The following is a 22,912-nucleotide window of genomic DNA, read 5'->3' as shown; positions in this document are numbered from 1 at the left end:
AAACCTAGCACGCAGATTGGGTCAACTTGAGCAATTCCGGCCACTTTGCCGGTTAGAAAAGCTATGCGAGCTAGAGAAGAGGACCGGTTGTGCCGGTTGATCGCATTAGGCTGCGATGAAGGGGGCTTGCGCGGGGGTGGGAAAAAGAAGTGACGGCGTCGCGGCGCAGTAGATCACGAAAACCACGGGGGCCTTTGCGATGAGGCCAATGGGCATTCCCGGCCGCTCACGCTTCGCGGCTCACTCAATCAGCAGGCCGCTGTCGCCCAAACGGCTAACAGAATTCTCGGGCAGAGCAGCTAGGCTGCGTCGATTGCCGTCCGCAGCTGTTTGACGAAATCGGCGACGTCCGTGACCGCCGACGCTGAATCAGCCGCCGCTGCGATTCGCCGGACGACGGCGGACCCGACGATCAGCCCGTCCGCGACCGGGGCCAGCTTGGCCGCCGTTTCGGGGCTGCTGATTCCGAACCCAATGCAGATCGGCAGATCGGTTTCGCCGCGCAGCCACTGGACATTGCTGGTCAGATCTTCGGGCAGGGCCGTCCGTTCGCCCGTGATCCCGGTGACCGAGACGTAGTACAGGAACCCGGACGAAGAGTTGGCGATCGCCACCTGACGATGGCGCGGAGTCGTGGGGGTGACCAATTGGATCAGACTGAAATCGGCAGCTTTGCAAATGGTCGACAACTCAGCGGCTTCTTCGACCAACAAGTCCGGCACGATCGCGCCGGCGTATCCAGCCGCTTTGGCCCGCTGGACGTACTTGGCCAATCCAACCCGATGAATGATCGCGTAGCTGACCATCGTGACCAACGGCGTCTGAATCTGACCGACCAGCGAATCGCCCATGTCAAAGACTTGTGCGAGTTTGAACTTTTTATCCAAGGCACGTTGATAGGAAGCCTGGATGACCGGACCGTCGGCCACCGGGTCGCTATAGGGAACACCGACTTCGCACAAATCGGCTCCGGCCGCACCGACCGCTCGCAGAATCGCAGCCGTTGTTTCGATATCAGGATCGCCTGCGGTGATGAATGGCATCAACGCCTTGCGGCCTTGCTGGCGGAGATCGGCAAAGAGCTGGTCGACTGAAGACATGGATCACTACGAAACGGGTGGCAGGGAACGGGGAGACGATGGACGGGTCGGACAATGGGGAAAACAATCACGCTAGGCCGAACCAGAATCAGGACCGGGCGAACTAGGTTCGCCAATGAACTGACGTTGCAGGTGAGCCGAGATCATGCACATCTGGAACAATTGGCCCAGCACAAAGGTGTCGATTGTGGGCAGGGTCGTGATGGTGGTCAATTCGCCGGACTGGGCACTGCGGTCGCGGTGGTTACCAGCGGCGGACTGCATCAGTTCGGTCAACGTTTGGTCGGCGATCGCGTTCAGACCGTCTTGGTCACGCAGGCTGTTTCCCACCCCCAGGCGGCCCACGCCCAAAACGTCGTGGCGATCGCTGTCGACCATGATATGGTGGATTCCCGATCCCCGATAGGTTTCGCAGGCAGCCGGACTGGGTGGATGTCCCCCGTGATCGTTCCCGTGATCGCCGATCGACTGACACCATCTGGCGACGGTCCGCAATGCTTCGGACCAAACGATCGCCTGCGAACGTGGTCGGGCACCGGCATCCCCGCATGCAAGCTGCACCGCGGCATGCTGGATGGCCATGTTGTCGGCAGGCTCGGCGGCACGAAAATGTTCGTTCATCACCGCAGCCCCCTCCAGCAGCTTGATGCAATCCAGACCCAGCATCGCAGCCGGCATCAAACTGATTGGCGACAGAACATCGAACCCCGACGGCAACCCAGCCGGGATGGTGTAGACCTCTTCACAGCCCATTTCGGTCGCCAACAAACGCAGCCGACCATCGCCGCCAGTGATCGGGATCACCAGTCGCCCCAGCCACTGGGCCGCTTCGGCCCCCAGCGACATTTCCAGCGCCGCCAAGAACTGCCGCAGCGCCACCGCGGTGGGCAACGATTCGCCACTGCGATCGACCACCACGATGGCCCATCGCCGTTCGGCCGGCGTGTCGCCGTATCCCCCCTCCAAAATCCGCTCGATCAGCGACGCCGCGGCGTCGTTGTCAAATGCGTCGCCGCCAAAGTACATCCGTGGCTTGCTGCCCCGAGCGGCTCGCGAACGTTCATTGTGGTACGGGTCACAGCAGGCATCGCGGAGCGCCCGAGCGCCCAACGTCACGTCATCAAGCCCCAACACCACCACGGCGTCGAAGTGGTGATGCAGCCCATTGGCAACGTGAAAGATGCGTCCCAAGGGCGATTGTTGGCGATCGCGAAGGTACGCCGCCAACTGCTGCTCGGGCAATCCAAAGAACCCCGCCGGATCGGCATCGTCCCGAGCCGAGGCAAGAAAATCTGCGCGGGTCCGATCCAGCTGACCGGCGATCGATTGGATCCGGTCCGCGGACAGCCTAGTCGGTCCGCTACTAGCTGCGGAAACATCGAAACGAAGCGAGGCCATGGACAGGGTGCATCCAGCGGGATGGTGGAAAACGGCAAATCGCCCGCCAGCCTAATCCATCTCCACCGCTGCACGAAGCCGCCGACTGTCCGTCTGTCGTCCTGCCCCCCCAACCAACCCGGGAGTTCCGAAATTGCCATCGATGGGCTAACTTGAACGAGCAAATCTATCACCCGCGCCGCGGTCCTTCGCCGCGGCTCCACCAGAGGAATCGATCCGTGCAAGTTCGCCGAAAACCTGTCGTCCTAATCGTCCGCGACGGCTGGGGTGAGAATCCGAATCGCGATGCCGATGCCACCAACGCCATCGTGCAAGCCAACACGCCGGTTTCCGACCGGTTGATGAACGAATACCCCCATGCGTTGGTCAAGACGTCCGGCGAAGACGTCGGGCTGCCCGCCGGAGTGATGGGCAACAGCGAAGTCGGCCACCAGAACATCGGTGCGGGACGAATTGTCGATCAAGAAGTCATGCGGATCACGCGGGCGATCCGCAGCGGCGCGTTCTTCACCAACCCGACCATCACCGCCGCGGTACAGCACGTCCAAGCCAGCGGCGGCAAACTGCACGTCTTGGGGCTGATGTCCGACGGACGCGTGCACAGCGACATCCAGCACGCCTTTGCGTTCATCCAAGTCGCCAAGGACGCCGGGCTAGGCCGTGACCGCCTTGCCATCCACGCGATCACCGATGGACGCGATACGTCGCCCACCAGCGGCGTGAAGTTCGTGGGCGAAGTCGAAAAGAAATGCGAAGAGATCGGCGCCGGGCATGTCGCTAGTGTCATCGGTCGCTTCTTTGCCATGGACCGTGACTTCCGCTGGGACCGTGTCCAGAAAGCCTATGACCTGTTGACCAAGGGATCCGATCGCACCGCCCAATCGGGCACCGAGGCGGTGCAAAACTATTACGACAACCCGACCACCCCGTCGGTCACCGGCGACGAATTTGTCGAACCCACCACGATCATCCCGGCCACCGGCAGCCCCGCCCTGGTGCAAGCTGGCGACGCAGTCGTGTTCATGAACTACCGCGGCGACCGTCCGCGCGAATTGACCAAGGCATTCGTTTACGACGATGCCCAGTGGTCCAACATCCAAGGCGGTGGCTTCGATCGCGGTCAGAAGATCGACAACCTGTACTTCGCCACCATGGCTGGCTACGAAACCGGATTGCCCGTCCACGTGATCTTCGAAAAACCAGCGAAGATGCCTCACATCCTTGGCGAATACATCAGTTCCTTGGGGCTGCACCAATTCCGATGTGCCGAGACGGAAAAGTATCCGCACGTCACGTTCTTCTTCAACGACTATCGCGACGAACCGTTCAACGAAGAAGACCGCGGGATGGCCCAATCGCCTCGCGATGTTTCCACCTACGACCAGAAACCCGAGATGTCGGCCGAAGAAGTCGCGTCGAAGGTACTGGCCGAGATCGAAACGGGCGAAGCGGATCTGATCGTCGTTAACTTTGCCAATGGCGACATGGTCGGACACACCGGTGTCCTGGCCGCTGCGGTCTCCGCCGTCGAAACCGTCGATGCCTGTGTCGGCAAAGTCGTCGAGGCCACACTGGCCAAGGGTGGATCGTTGGTTGTCACCGCCGACCACGGCAACTGCGAACAAATGGTTGATCCAGAAACCGGTGGTCCGCACACCGCCCACACCACTTTTGACGTCCCGCTGATCGTGGTCGAACCAGGCCTGGAAGGCAAAACACTGCGACAAGGTGGACGCTTGGCCGACATCGCCCCCACTCTGCTGGCACTGATGGGACTGCCCAAACCAGCGGAGATGACAGGCGAAAGCCTGATCGACTTGGCTTAGGGCCTGCGTCGAAAGACAATCATCCCACCGGTGGCCGATGGCCACCGGCACGAGGCTGTCATGCCTCTCGGACTGGACGCATGACAGCCACGCGGTGGAGATAGCTTATTGCCGGTGTCCGCGGGCGACCGGTGTCCGCGGGCGACGATTTTCTTATCGGGAGTCAGGCATCACTCCGGTGAACCGTCCTGATTTTTGCCACGCTTGCGATCGACCAGTCCTTTGATCTTTGCTTCGCGTTGTTTCAGCTTGGCAACCCGCTGGCGATACTTCTCTTCCAAACCTTTGATCCGATTGCTTTTGGATTGCAACTTGTTCGCAGCACGCCGCAGCTTGCGTTCATAACGATCCAGTTTCGCAGTCCGCTCCGCCAACGATCCGCTGTCGGTTCCGGCGGGTCCATCCATTCCGGACCCCTGATCCGGCGCCAACTCGCTACCGATGTCTAGACCGGACGGATCTAACCCGGACTGATCCAGCGCCGACAGCGACGACCCCAGATCCAATGACGAACCGAGGCCAATGGATGACTTTTCCGCCAGTTCATCGAGGCCCAAGTCTTCGTCTGACCAGACTTCGTCCGATTCGGCATCGATGTCGTCCCAATCGGATGACGAGCGATCATCGGTAACCGGCCGACCGATCATCCGCAATAGAAACTCGGGACGCACAAAGATCAGGTTGGCCGCGATCATCATCGATCCAAACGTGATCATCCCCAAAAAGATCGCGATGCCACCATGGACCGCGAACGCGATGCCCAGGACGATCGGACGGGTGATGCGTGGCCACACGAGCGCCACGTAGCTCAGTTCCCAAAACACCGTCAGGTGCGAAAGTGCGGCTGCCAACCTGGGGAAATTTGCGATCCAAGTCAGATCCAAGGACTGGTATTCATAGTTGCCGGCGGCGTACCACATCGCCGTCCCGTCCCACCACGTCGTGCCACGTGCCTTGGCCAACCCGCCAAACAGATAGATCACACACAGATGCAGTTGCAACAACCGGGTCGCCACATTGACCGCGATGGACGCCGTCGCAGCGGGAAACATCCACGCCAATCGCGGGCTGGTTGTGATCCGATCAGCAAAGCGACGACGAATCCAAGCGTCAACGCTGAGCCAGCTGCCGCAGGGTGTCAGCATCAAGTACATCGCCGCGTAGGTCACGATTTGGTCTAGGCCGAACAACGCCCCCGTCAAACGATGCAAGAACATCAACTGGACGAACCAAGCCAAGGGGCCGGTCAGACGGGTGAACAATCCGGCGGCAAAACATGCGGTAACGACGATCGCAAACACCTGGTGCAACCACAACACCAACGGGTTGCTGAGGTACCACAGATAACTGCGTCCCCAATCCGAATACCCGAAGGCACCGTCGTGGAATTCCCGCGCCGTCTGATTGTTGACCCAGGCGTCGTCACCAACGAAGGACATCAGATCCGTCGCCAACACCAAGTGGCCATACAACAGCATCAGGCCCGTCAGCAATCGCAACACGGCAGCCATGTGCGGCAGACGCGGCGTGAACCAAAACTGGTCCCAGGCGGCAATGCTGCCCATTGCCCAGCCGCGGATCGATCCGGCAACCCTCGAAACCAACCCCGAATCGACGTTGGCGGCGACCGATGAATCAGAATCGTTCATCACGCAATCCCTCCGCCCAACCTATGGGCCGAACTCGCCCCCGACAACCCACTCGCGTCATCCCATCGATGGATGGGCCGCAGCGATTTTCGGTCGAACGGGATGGTTGACCGATTGATTTCACAAGCCACCGAAGTCCGGTTGGGCCAGGCAACAGAGAGCGAATCGGATGGTTCTTTTGCAGGATCGTCCGCCCTCGCATCCACCCCCGAGGTATCCACCCCCGGGGTATCCACCCCCGGGGTATCCAAAGCCGAGGTATCCAGATCCGAGGCATCGTCAATGTTTCCATCGACCGGTTGCTGCCCATTCGATTTATCGCGGGTGGCAGCGGCGGGCGGAGGCACCGTTTCGGGTGGCCGGTCGGGTGCCGTCAGATCGCCAACGCGCCCCTGCATCGCGGGATCATCCAATAGGATGGGTCGATCCAACAGCACACGGTACAGCTGCGGGTCGTCCAACGGGATCGGGTTTTCGAGGTATTGTTCGCGGTCGGGAATCACGTGCTCGATCCGCCGAATCGCGACCTGATGGCCCGGGTTTTTGGATTCCAGATGATCGACCATCGATTGACGAAAATGTTCGTAGCGTGCCCGAGCGCGAACCCAGTTTTCGGCTTCCTGCCGATCCAATTCAACCAACTCGGGCGGCGGCCCCGGCGGCTGATAAATCTCTGTCAGAAACTCCGACAGCATGAAGTGCCGGTGATACAGCAACCGTGGCCACTGCTGTTCAAGGTCAGGGATCATCTGTTCGACACGATTGCCATCCTTGCCTGTGATCGCAGCCTGGACCAAATGGCTGGGCCCTGGATCGGGAGCAAAGAACGCATATCCCCGGTCCATGTAAAGTGCTTGGCTGTAACCTTCCAATGGTGCAAACAGAGTTGCAATCACCGGCGACAGACCGATCGGTCCGCGCGTCTGAAAAGACAACGGCGGCAACACAACCGCCAACAGATGGCCAACCAGTAGCACGCTTAGAATCAAACGACGGCGGGGCGTCATAGAGCCACAATGTTTGCGAGGATCACGATACGAGCGGAACACGGGAACAGCGGAGCAAGAAACCAGTGGATCCTAAAACCAGTGTGCCAACGGTCCGAAAGCTTTCACGGAGCGTCCAACCGCCCCCCCCCCCCACGTTAACTCGAAGCGCTGGGTTGTACAGCCAGTGGTCGACGGCGGCCAGTTTGCCAGGATGGTTCCAAATGGGACCGGGCGGGGCAGTCAGCGGTGCAGGGCAGGGCGGTGTGGTGCGCCCCAGGGCAATGATCGAAGTCATCGTTTTGGCCATCGATGGGCGGCCATGAAAAAACCGCGGCCCCCGTGATATCGAGGGACGCGGCTTGATTGAGAACTTCGAACGGTTGCCCGCCAGCCGAATTAACGGCTGACCAGTTCGCCACCGTTGAAATCGAACCGCAGTTCCGTCACCGAACCGGCGTGGACATTGACCGTTCGTTCTTTGCTGACCTTTTGGCCATCAACGACGGATGTCACAACGACGGTGTAGTCCGACCACTGCTGTCCAGGCTTCAGTTGCTTGGTGCGGAAAGTTCGCACGTCGCCTTCGCCATCGGTTGGGTTACCGGCCAGCGAAACTTCGGCGTCGGCAGGAACGTAAAGCTTCACGGTCGTGATGACTTCTTGTTCGGTACCGGCCAGATCTTCCGTTGCGACGGCAGCCGTTTCAGGCGTTTCGAACTCGACGGTTTCGATGTCGCCGGGACGCAATTGAACCGACTTCGATTCCGACTTTTCGGATCCATCGACTTCGTACTTCACGTCGACGACGTAGGTGTAAACGAAGCCTTCCTTGAGTCCACGTGACATGAACTGGCGAACGTTTCCGTCGCTGGTGGTCGCGTGTCCATTGACCGTGACAATCGCACTTTCAGGAACCGAGACGGTCAGCAGGGCTGCGTCTGAATCGACGGCAGGCTTGGCTGATTCGTAACGCGCCGAATCGCTGTCGGTGTCGGTGGATTCGCTGTTAGGAGCCTCGTCGGCTTGTGGTGCCGGTTGGCTGGTCGCGTCATCGTCGGACGATCCGCTTTCGATGACCCGTTCACCAATGATGGTTTCGCCGATGATCGTTTCACCGACGGGCGAATACGACTGGTAGGCCGATTCGATCACAGGTGATTCGTATCCGTAGCCAGAATCCAGCGAGACAGAGTTGACGACCGGTTGTGCGTATCCGCCATAAGACGCGTACCCACCACTGCTGCCGCCGGATGATGCTGAACCACCCGAGGAAGCTGATCCGCCGGACGAGTTCGACGAGTAACCGACGTAGCTGACGCCGCCCGAGGACCCGCCGCTGCTGGCGCTGTGACGCGCTGCTTTGCGAGCGTGAATTTTGGCCATCAATCGGCGCAGAGGACCCACGTGTGATCCGCCGCTACTGCCACCGGATGATCCGGCGCTGATGCCACCGGACGATCCACCACTGCTGCTGGAATACGACGATGCGTAGGCAACGGTGCGTCCGCCCGAAGAGGCCGAACCGCCGGAAGATGCCGAACCGCCCGAGGATCCACCATGGGATGCCATCGATGCGTGACGGGCTTTTAGCCGTGCGAAAAATCCGGTGCGTGCGCCACCTGAACTGGCGTATCCGCCTGAACTAGCTGAGCCGCCCGAACTTGCGGAAGCGCCTCCGGATGAAGCGTAACCGCCTCCCGAAGAACCTCCCCAAGACCCACCGGCTTGCGCCGTGGGCATCCCTACCAGGGCTGTCGTGGTAACCGCGACTGCCAAGAAATGCGAAAACTTCATGGTTGTACAAATTCTCCTACGGTTTGCTCCAAGGGGCGATCACCGACACTCTGCCGTCCCCCCCTTCGATCGAGCCGGCTGTAACCAAAGGATACAGACCCCAATGGCGCAAACAAGCAGCCCTGGTAAATTTTGCCGTCCAGGCAGCCCTGGGGAGATAGGAAGTCCGCAAGGGCTAAGCCCCTGCCAATGCGGGGTCAGCCCCCGCCGTTATCAATCCACTTTTTGGATCGATACTTCGTCAAAATCTGCCGTACCGGTGGCGCCGAACAACCCCACCCGCAGGATGGCTTCTTTGGTTTGCGGTGGAACACGGACCAAGCGACTGCTGGATCGCCAAGGCCGCGAACCTCGGAAAGGCCCGATCCAAAACGTGCCTAGATCCTGCCTTAGTTTGTCATAGAAGGTGATCGCCACCATCGGCATGGCCTCGGAAGTCGGTCCCTTTTGCACATCCGACGTGCGACACTTGCCCGCCAATCGGATCATCGACACATCCAACCCGCTGATCGCGATCCCCTGCAACAGGTGCGAACTTAACCCGGGAGTTTGGTTGGTGAACCGAGCAAACGCCTGGTCCCCGGCTGCCGAATTCTCTTCTGTGCCATCCGCCCCATTCTCGGACACTCGTTGGACCTGTCGACCGTAGTACCAACCGGGCACGTAGTCGACCAGGTCCTTCTGGTCCCCTTGGGCGGCTTGCTGAAAGTCGCCATTGATGACCGTTGGGTTTGCCGGATCGGGTTTCAGTTGTCGTTCGTCTTCGGCTTCGCCGGTCATCGGCACGAACAGCGTGGGGCGCAGCGGCTGCCGCACCAATTTGCCGTCCTGTTTCGTCATCCGGTACAGCGTTTGTTGATACCGCTCGCCCACCGGGATGATCATCTGCCCACCTTCGCGAAGCTGGTCCACCAACGGTTGGGGCACCGATTCGGGGCTACAGGTGACGATGATTTTGTCGAACGGTGCCGCATCGGGCCAACCCAAAAATCCGTCACCGATACGCGTCGAGACGTTCGGGTATCCCAACCGCGTCAGCGTTTGTTTTGCTTGTTCCCCGAGTTCCTGCACAATTTCGATTGAATAGACGTGTTCCACCAAGGGGCTTAGCACGGCAGCCTGGTAGCCACTGCCGGTACCGATTTCCAGCACCTTGTCGGTCGCCTGCGGATCCAGGGCTTCGGTCATCGATGCCACGATGAACGGACTGCTGATGGTTTGCGAACTGCCGATCGGCAAGGCCATATCGAAATAGGCTCTCTCCCGCTGGCTGACGGGCACGAATTCGTGACGCGGAGTGGTTCGAATCGAATCCAGAACCCGGGCATCGGTCACCCCGGCGCTTGCGACTCGCTCGCGCACCAATCGGTCTCGCGCCGCCGCGTAGGGGTCCGCTGCGGCCGCATCACCCGGCAAGATCAACCAAGTCAAAAGAAGTCCTTTGAATAAACACAAGGCGACCAACCGACAGGGTTCGCAGAGCGAAACATTGCCAGCGGTCACAACAGACGGGTGAATGAAGAATGTCGACATCGTCGCCTACTCCAATTTTCCAGCACGAAGGATTACAGGCAGCCCGAACACGTCGCGGAACATTCCTGAATTTTCTCGCATCGCCATCTGTTCCAACGAAACATCATCCAAGCCGGGCACGTTGATGACCAGGTGCTTGGCATCGGCCACACAGTTGATTTCCCGCACTCGGCCGCTGCGAGTGTCATCCAACGCGATCGCCAACCGCAGGATCGCAGCCAATTTGGATACCACGACGCGTTCCTGTTGGGGCAGCGTTCCATACCCTTCGTGCGACGGCTGGGGATAGGCACGACGCTGATAGCGTGCAACCAAACCGACCTGCAACAACTCGTCGCGCGACAACCCAAACAGTTCGCTGTAACGGATGAGGTACAGGGCGTGCTTATGATTGCTGCGCACGTTGACCATCATGCCAATTTCGTGAAGCAGGGCCGCCACAAACAAGACCACTTCGTGGCGGCTATCCAATTGATGTTCGTCCTGCAATTGGTCGAACAGTTTGCGAGAGAGCTCTGCCACATTTCGAGCATGCGTTTCATCGAAGTCGAATTTTCGGCCCAACGAGATCGCCGAACGCACGATTTGATTTCGAAAGTCGGCCGTCCAACTGCCGCCGACCGCCATGTCGTGAATCAAACCATCCCGCAAATTGGTATCACAAACGTAGACGTGCGGAAGGTCAAAGTGCTTGGCCAACAGGGTGTAGGCCAACAGCGCCGGTCCCACCGTTTCGGCCTCGATGAAGCTAGCGTCATAACGTTTGACGATTTTGTCTTCGCTAAGCGACATCAGCTTTTCCGTCAGCTTGGCCAACCGCGCGGTCGGGACCTCTGCCAACGAATTGCCATCCCAATCGTCCAACAATTGGTGCGCTGCAAAACGCATGTCGCCACCGAGGGCGATCAGGTGAATGGCGGTGTCGCGTTTGATCGCGTCGGTGATCTGCGAAAGAGTACGCCGGATATGGCTTTCCAACATCGCACGGCGTCGCACGGCGCTTGCCCGCACACCTTCCAACGTTTTCAGCAGCCGCAGCGACCCCAAGCGAAACGATTGACTGTGCAGCACATTCCCGCCGCGGACGATCAACATTTCGGTGTTGCCCCCACCGACTTCGACAACGATCGATTTGCCGTCGGCCAGATCGGGATGGGCGCGCAAATGCGGCATGACGCCCATGTAGGTGATTCGATTGACCTCGGCTTCGTCGATCGAATCGACGTTGAATCCAGTGGCCACAAAGATCCGGTCGGCAAACGCCAAACGGTTCAACGCCTCGCGGACCGCCGTGGTTGCGACCACTCGCACGTCCTTGGGCGACGTGACGCCGTACTCGCGCAACACTCGTTTGTACCGTTTCAACACTGAGGCGGATTTTTCGATACTGCGCCGCGAAAGCCGCCGATTGTCGAAGGCTTCGTGGCCCAATTCGACCGACTGGACCAATGTTTCAAGCGTCCGCGACTGGCCATCGGGGTAGATTTCAGCAATCGCCATGCGAATACTGGTCGCCCCAATGTCGATGACCGCAACGGTCCGGGGCGAAGCGTCAGCGGCCGTGACGGAAGCGTTTTCGAAGGGCGAAGTTGCGATCGGCTGAGTCATGAATCGGCGAATCATAGAGCGGGGAAGAGGATCCAACCGTCATCATACCGGCATCCCCCACCCCAAGCCCATAGCGTGGCCGATCAAGCCAAAACGCCCATTTCGCCCAACACCCCCACCGCTTCGCGGCCGCCGAAGCACTGTTTTGCTTGCCACCCGCGTTGGGCTGCCGCGGCGACGTTCTCTGGCTTGTCATCGATGAACAGAATTTCCGACGGATCGACTGCCGCAGCCGCTTCGGCCGCTTCGTAGATACGCCCGTCAGGTTTCATCGATTCGATTTCGTAGCTCAGGATCGTCGCGTCCGGGCGTCTTAGCACCACGTCGTAATCGTGACGAACGACCCAATCCCAGTGTGCGTGGCAAGTGTTCGACAAAATCCCGACGCCGAACCCCAACCCCCTGACCGCCGCCATCACGCCCTGCATCCCATCGATCGGCGTAAACATGTCGCTGATCGCATCACAGATCTGGGCGGGCGTCGGCGGATTCCCGGTTGCCCCGATCGCCAAGCAGACCTCGGTGGCGAATTGGCCCGGCGAATAGACGCCCTGTTCGAAACGATTCTCTAGCCCGCTGTCGTAGACGGCGGTCTTCGCATGCGAAGCGGAAACACCAAACAGTTTCGCCAGATTGGCGTGCGCGATGGCTTCGTCAAAGGAAAGTAAAACATTGCCAAGGTCGAAGTACACAAATCGGATCCTGCCGTCGTCACTCATTTCGTCACTTGGAATTGTTGAACGCGAATGTTTCGGTACCAGGCTTCGGTCGGCGGACCGCTGTGGATTTGCAACCCGATCACACCGTAGCCGGGGATCGAATCATCGGTTTCGGTGTAGTCGATTGATTTTTCACCGTTCAGAAAAATCTGGATGTGTCGATCGCGGCAGACGACGCGAAGCTGATTCCAATCGTCCTGTTTGACCCATTGGCGAACTTCGTCGGCGTTTCCTTCGGCAAGCATTTTTCGGCGGCGAGACTCGTCATACAGAGCTCCCCACACCGGGCGATCGCCCACCTGGCCGGCGTCGGCCTGGTACCCGGAAACCTCGGTGGTCCCCTTCACACGCTTGGACCGAAACTGGACGCCTGCGTTCTGCCCCTTGCCGACCAACTTGACCTCATAGCGGAGTTCAAAGTTGTCGTAGTTCTGGGTCGTGCACAGGAATTCGTTGTGTGGAATTTTTTGGTCCAAACGTCCAGCCACGACGGCCGCCGTGCCGGATTCGTCGTTTTCGATTCGAAACCAATAGGCGTTGCCTTCCCAACCGGCCAACGAATGCTCGTCGAACAGCGGCAGCGATCGGGACTGCCAATCGTCGTCGGCCGTGGCGGTAAAAGCCGCACACAAAACCAACACCAGCGGCAAAAGCGGTCGATGGTTCTTCAGCGGGGTTCCGGTCATTGGAAACAATCCTGGTCCGAACATGATTTCGCCTCAATCGGTCTTCGTGCGGGAGCGATCAAACACAGCCCCGGGGATTAAAAATCAGCAATACCCCGAGTTTCGAGGCCGTTTGGCTGATCCGAAATGCATCGGATGGGGCGGTTCCTTGCCGGAATCGCCCTGGACAACCATAACTTAGGGCAATCATATTCTAGCCGTCCAACCTCCGCATCCTCTTGAACCTCGCTTGCCCGATGAATCAATCGCTCAACAAATTCAGCGCCAAAATCACTCAACCCAAGAGTCAGGGTGCGTCCCAGGCGATGCTGTACGCCACCGGGATGACCAGCGAGGACATGAATAAGCCGCAGGTCGGCATCGCCAGCGTTTGGTACGAGGGCAATTCGTGCAATATGCACCTGTTGGACCTGGCCGCGGATGTCAAAAAGTCGGTGGTCGATTCCGGCATGGTGGGCATGCGTTTCAACACGATTGGCGTGTCTGACGGAATCTCGATGGGCACCGACGGGATGAGCTACAGCCTGCAATCCCGCGACCTGATCGCCGATTCGATCGAAACGATCATGGGCGCCCAGTGGTACGACGGCCTGATCGCGCTGCCCGGTTGCGACAAGAACATGCCGGGATGCCTGATCGCGATGGGTCGCCTGAACCGCCCCTCGATCATGGTCTACGGCGGAACCATCAAACCAGGGCTCTGCGGAACCAAAAAACTAGACATCGTGTCGGCGTTTCAAGCCTACGGCGAATACGTCGCTGGCACGATCACCGAAGAAGAACGGGCCGAAATCATCCGCCGCAGCTGCCCTGGCGCCGGTGCCTGTGGCGGCATGTACACCGCCAACACGATGGCAACCGCGATCGAAGCGATGGGCATGTCGCTGCCCTATTCGGCCAGCATCCCGGCCGTCGATCCCGAAAAGAAAGACGAGTGCCGGCGAGCAGGCGAAGCGATGCTGGAACTGCTAAAGAAAGACATCAAGCCGCGTGACATCATGACCCGTGCGGCCTTCGAAAATGCGATGGTCACCGTCATGGCCCTGGGTGGCAGCACGAATGCAGTGCTGCACCTGATCGCGATGGCACGCAGCGTCGACGTCCCGTTGACCATCGATGACTTCCAATCGGTCAGCGACCGAATTCCGTTGCTGGCCGACCTGAAGCCCAGCGGAAAGTTCGTGCAAGAAGACCTGCACTCGATCGGCGGCACCCCCGCCGTGATGAAATACTTGCTGGAAAAGGGATTGATGGACGGTTCGTGCATGACGGTGACCGGCAAAACGCTGGCCGAGAACGTCGCCGACCTGCCCGGCCTGAAAGAAGGTCAAACGATCATCATGCCCGTGGAGAAACCGATCAAGGAAAGCGGGCACATCCGCATCCTGCGCGGTTCGCTGGCCCCCGAAGGCGCAGTTGCCAAGATCACCGGCAAAGAAGGCCTGACCTTTACCGGCCCAGCCCGCTGTTTCGACAGCGAAGAAGACATGCTGCATGCCCTGGAAGAAAAGAAAATCGCAAAGGGCGATGTGGTCGTGATCCGATACGAAGGCCCCCAAGGCGGCCCCGGCATGCCCGAAATGTTGACGCCCACCAGCGCAATCATGGGGGCGGGACTCGGCAGCGACGTGGCGATGTTGACCGATGGACGATTCAGCGGCGGAAGCCACGGTTTCATCGTCGGCCACATCACCCCCGAAGCTCAAGTCGGTGGCCCGATCGGGCTGCTGCAGGACGGCGACATCTGCACCATCGATGCCGAAACCAATCGCTTGGATGTGGATGTCGACGAAGCGGAAATGGCCAAACGCAAAGCCGCCTGGACAGCACCACCGCTGAAGGTCACTCGCGGCACGCTGTACCGGTACATCAAGACCGTCAAAAGCGCCAGTGAAGGCTGCGTTACGGACGAATAAAATTCGACGATGTGGTAGTTTGTCCGTAAATCCTTCTTCACGATGTTCGCCCGGATGTGGCGGGCAAAATTTGAAACGACCGATGGCAAACCCCAAACGCATCCCGAACAAATTCAAACCGTGGATCACGATCCGCAAAAAGTTCGGCCTCTCTCACGCTCACGTGCAAATGGCACGTGAACTAGGCATGGACGTCAAACGGATTCGCCAACCCGCCAAGCCAGACCCGAACATGCCGGGTCGCTTGCCGCTGAACAAGTACATCGAAAAACTGTACTTCGCACGTTTTGACAAAGCCCAACCGGACGAAGTCAAAACGATGGAAGATCTGGCTGCCGAACACCTGGCCCGCCGTGCAGCTAAGAAAGCAGCGCGAGACGAAGAGGAATAGTCGATCGGTTCGTCGCGGTTCGCCCGCATCTTGTCGCCCAGCGACCGGGGCCAGGTTTCCGTTTTCTTTTGGACCAGTTTCTGGTGGTCCAGTTGTCGCCGGCCCATCCATCGGCGATTGTCGCATTCCCGACAAAAACGGGCAGCGCGACCGCGGCGGGAACCACGCCCGATGTAACTAGACGTGGCAAGGGGAACCAACCAGACTGTTTGACTTGTCCTCCGCTTCCGCCCCACCCACGATTCGCCATGCCTGCCGATTCCCACCATCGACACCTTCCGGCCACCGCTCTATTGATCGTTTGGGTCGCCGGCCAAACACTAGGGGCTGCCCAGGCATCGGCTCAGGGGGGACCGGCCAACGTGGTGGTCGCCCCGGTGATCCGGCGAGATGTCGCATCCAGCCAGTCGTTCGTCGCCAACATCCGGCCTCGCCGGCAAGCGATCATCGGCAGCGCCGTCGACGGGCGTGTCGAAGCGTTCATGGTGGATGCCGGCCAGGCGGTGAAAGCCAAACAACCGCTGGCCCAATTGCTGACCAACACGATCAATATCGAATTGGCGGGCGCCGAAGCCGAATTGGACCTGCGTCGTGCGGAGCTGCTGGAGCTAAAAAACGGATCGCGTCCCGAAGAGATTGCTTTGGCCGAAGCCACCATGCGAGCCTCGGAAGCGGGCAGCCAATACACGCAAGCCAAACTGGCCCGCGCCCAACAATTGTTTTCCAACAGCGCCGGACTTTCTCAAGATGAATTCGAAGCCGCTCGCGCCGAATCATTGACCGCTGCAGCGCGCCTTTCCGAAGCGGCCAGTTCGCTGGACCTGGTCCGCAAAGGCCCGCGGCAGGAAAAGATTGATCAAGCCGCAGCCCGGGTCGCGATGCAAGAACAAGTCGTGGCCGGGTTGAAGGACCGAATCAAAAAATACACCATCCGTTCGCCCTTCGACGGGTATGTCACCAGCGAATTGACCGAAGCGGGGGCATGGGCACGGCAAGGGGATCCTGTCGCCGAAGTCGTCGAGATCGATCCGATCGAAGTCGAAGTCTTCGTGCCGGAATCCAGCATCCAGTTCATTCGCCGTGGTGCCGATTGTGAAGTGGTGGTGGATGCGTTCCCGGACGAATCGTTCCCCGGCACCATCGACCAAATCATTCCGCTGGCAGACAACCGATCGCGCACGTTCCCAGTTCGCGTTTTGGTCAAGAACCCGCCCAACGATACCGGCCATCGGTTGCTGCCGGGCATGTTGGCGCGGGTAACGATGCCGACGGGTAAATCCGAATCGCGGATGCTGGTCGCCAAGGACGCGCTGCGTCTCGATGGCGACAAGGCAGCCGTGTTCAAAGTCGTCGGATCCACCCCAACCCTGGTGCCTGTTCGCACGGGGCCATCGATCGGCAGCTGGATATCGATCCAGCCGATAGCGCCGGGATCCTTGGCAGTCGACGACTTGGTGGTCACGCGCGGCAACGAACGACTTCGCCCAGGACAAAGCGTTGTGATCAGCGAAACACAATCGGCCCCCTAGGTCTTGAAAAACTTGCTGGATCACCATTCGCGATCGAGCGAAACAAGGTCAGCGTCCCGTCGCCCTGCATCGTTCCAGTCTTGCATCGTTCCAGTCTTGCATCGTTCCCTGCCTGCGTCGTCCCCGCCCCCGCCTGCGTCGTCCCCGCCCATCGTTCCCCCGCCCCCGCGAAACCCATGAACTTGATCCAAGCCTTCGTCGACAACCCGGTCAAGGTCGCCGTCGGCGCACTGTTGCTGATCCTGTTTGGTTTGATCGCCGTCGTTCGGATGCCGATGCAACTGACGCCGGAGGTCCAGGTCCCGACGTTGACCGTCGAAACACGATGGCCCGGTGCCAGCCCACAGGAAGTCGAACGCGAAATCATCCAAGAACAAGAGGAACAACTGCAATCGGTCGAAGGCGTTCGCAAGATGACCAGCGAGGCGATGGATTCCAGCGGCAGCATCAAGTTGGAATTCATTGTCGGCACGAACATGGAAGAGGCACTGTTGAAGGTCAACAGCCGCCTACAGCAGGTTCCGGAGTATCCCGAAGAGGCGGACGAACCGGTCATTTCGACCAGCAATGCATCCGATCGGCCGATCGCGTGGTTCATCCTGAGCGCGATCCAGCCCACACGGCAAGACGTCGAAACCTTCGTCGCCCAGCATCCCGACAGCAAACCGGCATTGGAATCGGTGCTGAAAACCGACAATCCCGGACTGCGTTTGGCGCGATTACGAAAAGCGTCCAAAGATCACCCCGAAATCGGCGAGTTGTTACCGCCTGATTTGAACGTCCCGGGCATGCGTCGATTCGCCGAGGACATCATCGAGGCCCGTTTCGAACGCGTCTCCGGCGTATCAAACTCGAACGTGTTGGGTGGTCTAGAAGAAGAACTGCAGGTCATCATCGATCCGCAAAAACTAGCCGCTCGCCAGCTGACGATCGACGACGTCCGACGTGTCCTACGGACGCAAAACCAAGACACATCGGCCGGCGATTTCTGGGAAGACAAACGCCGTTATGTCGTCCGCACGCTGAATCAGTTTCGATCGCCCGAACAAGTTGGCCAACAGGTGTTGGCAACACGAAACGATGCACCAGTGGTGATCGCCGACGTGGCCGAGATCCGTTTGGGGTTCAAGAAACCCGACGGCGTCGTGCGACGGTTCGGTGATACATCGATCGCCATCAACGTGATCCGCGAAACCGGCAGCAACGTGATGGACATCATGGCCGATCTGCAGGTCGCGTTGGACGAATTGAACAACGACGTCTTGGCCCCCAAACAGTTGCAACTGACCCAGGTCTACGACGAATCCGAATACATCACCGCATCGGTTCAACTGGTCAACCAGAACATCATCGTGGGTGGCACCCTGACGATGCTGGTGCTGATGCTGTTTCTGCATCTGAATGTGCGCACCTTGCTGATGGTGCCGCTGATCGCAGCGGCCTCGATCGCAGCGGCATTCGTACACCCCGGCTTCTTTGCCGTCACGCTGGTCCTGGTCATCTACAGCGGATTCGCGTTTGCTCGCGGTGCCTTGGTCGTTGGATTAGCCATTCCGATCAGTATCGTCGGCACATTTTTGATGTTGAACCTGTGGGGCAGATCGCTGAACGTGATCAGTTTGGCCGGGATGGCGTTCGCGGTCGGAATGTTGGTCGACAATGCGGTAGTGGTTCTGGAAAACATTTATCGGCACTACCAAAACGGAGATCCACCGCGAGTCGCCGCGGTCCGTGGAACCAAAGAAGTTTGGGGGGCTGTGCTGGCATCGACGTTAACCACCTTGGCAGTGTTCTTGCCGGTTCTGTTTGTCGAAGAGGAAGCCGGGCAATTGTTCCGCGACATCGCCCTTGCGATTAGCGCAGCGGTGGGATTGTCGTTGATCGTCAGCATCACGTTGATCCCGACACTGACGGCGCGGCTGCTGCGTGGACAAGACATGGAAACCGCCGGGGCATCATCGACGGGGACCAAGACATTTGCGTCGCGAATCATCGCCCCGCTAATGGGAATCTCTGGCGGTTTCGTCAACGCCGTGGTTGCATTGAACCGTTGGACGCAGGCCAGCCGAATTCGCCAGATCGGATTGGTGATGGCGCTGTTGATCACGACCGGTGTGGTCAGTTATTCGCTTTGGCCCAAGGTCGAATATTTGCCGATGGGCAACCGTAACCTGGTCTTTGGAATCGTGCTGCCGCCCCCGGGTTACAACCTGGACGAACTGACTCGGATGGGCGAGACCGTGGAAACGGTGCTGGAACCGTACTGGGACATCGATCCCGATAGTCCCGAGGCGGCCGAACTAGACTTCCCGGCGATCTATGACTTTTTCTTTGTCGCCCGCGGTCGATCGGTGTTCATGGGTGTGCGAAGCGTTGATCCGACACGCAGCGGCGAACTGATTCCGTTGATCCAACAGGCCGGTGCCAAATTGCCCGGCACGTTCGTGATCGCCAAGCAATCGAGTTTGTTCGAACAGGGTTTGACCGCCGGACGAACGATCGACATCGAAATCACGGGTCCCGAACTGGAAAAGTTAGTCGGCATCGGTGGCCAAATCATGGGCACCATCATGGCGGGCAACGCAGGCGAGCCATTGATCCCCGAGACCCAGGCCCGGCCCGTCCCCAGCCTGGACCTCAGCAATCCCGAAGTCCACATCATTCCGCGACTGCTGAAAACCGAACAGATGGGTGTCGACGCAACCACGCTGGGGTACACCATCAATGCATTGGTCGACGGAGCATTGGCCAGCGACTACTTCATCGGTGGCGACAAGATTGACCTGACCATCATGGGCGATCCAAATTCGATCCGATTTTCGCAAGACCTGGACGGGCTGCCGATCGTGACTCCCGGTGGTCAGTTGGTTCCGCTTTCAGCGCTAGCCGACATCCAAATTTCCAGCGGTCCTGAACAGATCAATCACCGCGAACGTCAGCGAGCGATCACGATCGAAGTATCGCCGCCCGCGGACGTGCCGCTGGAGGAAGCTCTCTCGCTGATCGAAGACCAAGTGCTAACGCCGATCCGCGAAAGTGGCGTCCTCGATGGTGGTTACCGGATCGCGCTAAGCGGTACGGCGGACAAACTTCGCGACACCTGGCTGGCGCTGCGTTGGAATGTCTTGTTGGCGTTGCTGATCACGTACCTGTTGATGGCCGCCTTGTTCGAAAGCTGGGTCTATCCGCTGGTGATCATCATGAGCGTGCCGTTGGGAGCGGTCGGCGGAATTGTGGGACTGCGGGCGCTGGGCGTGTACCTGGATTGGCAAGGCCGAACACCGCAGTCGTTGGATGTCTTAACGATGCTAGGGTTTGTGATCCTGATCGGCACCGTCGTCAACAACGCGATCCTGATCGTGCACCAAGCATTGAATCTGATCCGCGACGAGGGATACCCATCTCACGATGCGATTTTGGAAAGCGTGCGAACTCGGGTCCGACCGATCCTGATGACAACCGCCACCACGGTCCTAGGACTGCTGCCGCTGGTTCTGTTCCCCGGATCGGGCAGCGAGTTGTACCGCGGGTTAGGAAGCGTGTTGCTGGGTGGATTGTTGGTATCGACGATCTTCACGCTGGTGTTTGTGCCGACGCTATTCCGCATCTTCATCGACATCCGCGATAAGATTGCACCCCCAACGGAAACACCAACGGCCGTTTCGGCCGCCGGGCCCCCAGCGATCGGGAAGCCAGCGATCGAAAAGCCAGCCATCGAAGGCGCGTCCAACGCACTGGCCAAGTAGTGCACAAAGAGCCAAACCGGACGGACGTGCAAACCGCGTATTCGGTTTGCAGCACCGGCAAGGTTCACCGAACCCACGAACGCCTGAATTCCGTCCAAAGACAGAACCCTAGTGGTTTTCCAGTTCTTCCCAACGGGCGTAGGCTGTGGCCAGCTCCTGTTGCAGCTCTTTCAACTTCGCCGCGTCCGATGCGATCTTGTCGCCGCCTTTTTGGTAGTAATCCGGTTCTGCCATCACCGAGTTGATCGTGGCGATGTCCGACTCCAGCTGCTCGATTCGCTGGGGCATTTTGTCCAGTTCATGCTTGTCTTTGAACGACAATTTCTTGGCTGGTTTGGATTTTGGCTTGTCGGCGGATGACGCCGCTTGTTTGGGCTTCGATGTTGGTTCGTTCTTGGCGAATTCAGCTTGTCGAGCGACGGCTGCTTTCCAATCGTCGTAGCCGCCGTCGTATTCTTTCACGCCGCCTTCTTCGTACACGATCGTGCTGGTGACGACGTTGTTCAAGAACGTCCGGTCGTGACTGACCATCAGCACCGTGCCGCTGAAATCGATCAGTTGTTCTTCCAACAGGTCCAACGTTTCACTGTCCAAATCGTTCGTCGGTTCGTCCAATACGATGACGTTGGCGGGCTTGGTCATCAGCTTGGCCAACAGAGCCCGGTTCCGTTCCCCGCCGGACAGATACTTCACCGGCGTCCGGGCCCGCTCGGGTGTGAACAAGAAATCCTGTAGGTAGCCGACGATGTGTTTCGACTTGTCGCCGACCAGCACCTTGTCGCTGCCTTCGCCGACATTTTCTTGGACCGTCTTTTCCGGATCCAGCGTATCGCGAAGTTGATCGAAGTAAGAAATCTGTAGGTTGGTTCCCAACTTGACCGTGCCTTGGTCGGGTTCGAGTTGTCCCAATAACAGTTTTAGTAAGGTCGTCTTCCCGGCACCGTTGGGTCCCATAATTCCGACCCGGTCCCCACGCATCAACGTGGTCGAGAAGTCGTTCAAGATGACTCGATCGCCATAGCTGAACGAGATCTCTTTGACGTCGGCAACCAGCGCACCGCTGCGGGCCGCTTCTTGCAAGTTCAACTTCGCCTTGCCTTCGACGCTGCGTCGATCACCACGCTGCAGCCGCAACTGTTTTAGCGCCCGCACACGTCCTTCGTTACGGGTCCGGCGAGCCTTGATGCCTTGGCGGATCCAGACTTCTTCTTGAGCCAACTTTTTGTCAAACAGAGCGTTCTGTTTTTCCTCGGCCTGCAACGCTGCTTCTTTCCGCTGCAAGAACGTGGTGTAGTCACAAGTCCAATCGAACAAACGTCCACGATCGATCTCCCAAATCCGCGTCGCCAGACTCTGCAGGAACGAACGGTCGTGAGTGATGAAGACCAGGGTTTGACGAAACCGCTTCAGGAAATTTTCGATCCACAGGATGGATTCGATGTCCAGGTGGTTGGTGGGTTCGTCCAACAGCAGGACGTCTGGTTCCATGGCGATCGCACGGGCCAAAAGGACGCGTCGCTTCATCCCGCTGGACAAGGTTTCGAACAAGGCGTCTCCGTCCAATTCCATCTTCGAAAGCGTCGATTCGACCGCGTGTTCGACCTGCCAATGAGTTTCTGGATCATCGCGGCCGGGTTGGCCCGCCATCACGATGGATGTCACCGTGCCGGTCCAATCCCGCGGCACATCCTGGGTCAGCCGAGCCACCTTGGCGTGGGGGGCGAAGGTGATCCCACCATGGTCCGGCACGACTTCGCCGTCGAACATCCGCAGCAATGTGGTCTTTCCGGCCCCGTTACGACCAAGCAGACCGATCTTTTCGCCTCGTTCGATCACCGCCGAAACGCCGTCTAGCAGTAATGGACCACGAAATCCGATGGAAAGGTCGTCAAGCGATACGAGCGGCATGTTGGATCGAAAGGATGGGGAACGAAGTGCATTTCAGGAGCGCGGTTTAGCACGAAATCGCGATCCCGACCAGAGGACTGGTTACCGTCGTGACGCACTCCTCGACTCAGTATGGATTAA

Annotated in this window: 15 protein-coding genes; 5 read left to right on the top strand and 10 right to left on the bottom strand. The window is 59.0% G+C overall.

Annotation, left to right across the window (positions count from 1 at the left end):
* Window positions 1-299: 299 nt before the first annotated feature.
* Together trpA and K227x_RS05435 are read right to left on the bottom strand one after the other, a co-directional pair.
* A complete protein-coding gene (gene trpA / locus K227x_RS05440; protein WP_145168589.1) occupies window positions 300-1,100 on the bottom strand; it encodes a tryptophan synthase subunit alpha in 801 nt (266 codons plus the stop codon).
* Between the two features lie 72 nt (window positions 1,101-1,172).
* Complete coding sequence (locus K227x_RS05435; RefSeq protein ID WP_145168588.1) at window positions 1,173-2,498, bottom strand: glucose-6-phosphate isomerase; 1,326 nt, start codon at window positions 2,496-2,498, stop codon at window positions 1,173-1,175.
* A gap of 218 nt (window positions 2,499-2,716) precedes the next feature.
* On the opposite strand from K227x_RS05435, the gene gpmI reads away from it, so the two are divergent.
* Window positions 2,717-4,324 (top strand): 2,3-bisphosphoglycerate-independent phosphoglycerate mutase, encoded by a 1,608-nt coding sequence (gpmI, locus tag K227x_RS05430; protein ID WP_145168587.1) that lies wholly within the window; start codon window positions 2,717-2,719, stop codon window positions 4,322-4,324.
* 170 nt (window positions 4,325-4,494) lie between these two features.
* Here gpmI and K227x_RS05425 read toward each other — a convergent pair whose 3' ends face one another.
* The 7 genes from K227x_RS05425 to K227x_RS05395 form a co-directional block, all read right to left on the bottom strand.
* Window positions 4,495-5,973 carry an HTTM domain-containing protein gene (locus K227x_RS05425; protein WP_246146559.1) on the bottom strand — a complete coding sequence of 493 codons (1,479 nt, stop codon included), beginning with the start codon at window positions 5,971-5,973 and terminating at the stop codon, window positions 4,495-4,497.
* The gene (locus tag K227x_RS05420) at window positions 5,973-6,980 is read right to left on the bottom strand and encodes a hypothetical protein (RefSeq protein WP_145168586.1); all 1,008 of its coding nucleotides are present in this window, start codon (window positions 6,978-6,980) and stop codon (window positions 5,973-5,975) included. Before K227x_RS05420 ends, K227x_RS05425 begins: the two co-directional genes overlap by 1 nt.
* 378 nt (window positions 6,981-7,358) lie before the next feature.
* A complete protein-coding gene (locus K227x_RS05415; RefSeq protein WP_246146558.1) occupies window positions 7,359-8,756 on the bottom strand; it encodes a TIGR03000 domain-containing protein in 1,398 nt (465 codons plus the stop codon).
* A 213-nt stretch (window positions 8,757-8,969) separates the two neighbouring features.
* Window positions 8,970-10,289, bottom strand: a complete 1,320-nt coding sequence (locus K227x_RS05410; RefSeq protein ID WP_145168585.1) for a protein-L-isoaspartate(D-aspartate) O-methyltransferase — start codon at window positions 10,287-10,289, stop codon at window positions 8,970-8,972.
* 6 nt (window positions 10,290-10,295) lie between these two features.
* Window positions 10,296-11,912: a Ppx/GppA phosphatase family protein gene (locus tag K227x_RS05405; protein WP_246146556.1), complete on the bottom strand. Its 1,617-nt coding sequence runs from the start codon at window positions 11,910-11,912 to the stop codon at window positions 10,296-10,298.
* Between the two features lie 68 nt (window positions 11,913-11,980).
* The gene (locus K227x_RS05400; protein ID WP_145168583.1) at window positions 11,981-12,616 is read right to left on the bottom strand and encodes an HAD family hydrolase; all 636 of its coding nucleotides are present in this window, start codon (window positions 12,614-12,616) and stop codon (window positions 11,981-11,983) included.
* The gene (locus K227x_RS05395; protein WP_145168582.1) at window positions 12,613-13,302 is read right to left on the bottom strand and encodes a 3-keto-disaccharide hydrolase; all 690 of its coding nucleotides are present in this window, start codon (window positions 13,300-13,302) and stop codon (window positions 12,613-12,615) included. Before K227x_RS05395 ends, K227x_RS05400 begins: the two co-directional genes overlap by 4 nt.
* A 236-nt stretch (window positions 13,303-13,538) precedes the next feature.
* Here K227x_RS05395 and ilvD point away from each other — a divergent pair, with 236 nt between their 5' ends.
* The 4 genes from ilvD to K227x_RS05375 all read left to right on the top strand — a co-directional run bounded on the left by ilvD (window position 13,539) and on the right by K227x_RS05375 (window position 20,884).
* On the top strand, window positions 13,539-15,218 hold the full coding sequence (gene ilvD / locus K227x_RS05390; RefSeq protein WP_145168581.1) for a dihydroxy-acid dehydratase: 1,680 nt from the start codon (window positions 13,539-13,541) through the stop codon (window positions 15,216-15,218).
* 82 nt (window positions 15,219-15,300) lie between these two features.
* On the top strand, window positions 15,301-15,609 hold the full coding sequence (locus tag K227x_RS05385) for a hypothetical protein (RefSeq protein ID WP_145168580.1): 309 nt from the start codon (window positions 15,301-15,303) through the stop codon (window positions 15,607-15,609).
* A 248-nt stretch (window positions 15,610-15,857) separates the two neighbouring features.
* Entirely contained in the window at window positions 15,858-17,138 is a 1,281-nt protein-coding gene (locus K227x_RS05380; RefSeq protein ID WP_145168579.1) for an efflux RND transporter periplasmic adaptor subunit, read from the top strand.
* A gap of 176 nt (window positions 17,139-17,314) precedes the next feature.
* On the top strand, window positions 17,315-20,884 hold the full coding sequence (locus K227x_RS05375; protein WP_145168578.1) for an efflux RND transporter permease subunit: 3,570 nt from the start codon (window positions 17,315-17,317) through the stop codon (window positions 20,882-20,884).
* A gap of 108 nt (window positions 20,885-20,992) precedes the next feature.
* On the opposite strand, the gene K227x_RS05370 is transcribed toward K227x_RS05375, so the two are convergent.
* Complete coding sequence (locus K227x_RS05370) at window positions 20,993-22,792, bottom strand: ATP-binding cassette domain-containing protein (RefSeq protein ID WP_145168577.1); 1,800 nt, start codon at window positions 22,790-22,792, stop codon at window positions 20,993-20,995.
* Window positions 22,793-22,912: the final 120 nt, after the last annotated feature.

The sequence above is a fragment of the Rubripirellula lacrimiformis genome, assembly GCF_007741535.1.
Lineage (GTDB): Bacteria > Planctomycetota > Planctomycetia > Pirellulales > Pirellulaceae > Rubripirellula > Rubripirellula lacrimiformis.
This window is presented reverse-complemented; position numbering and strand designations above follow the sequence as displayed.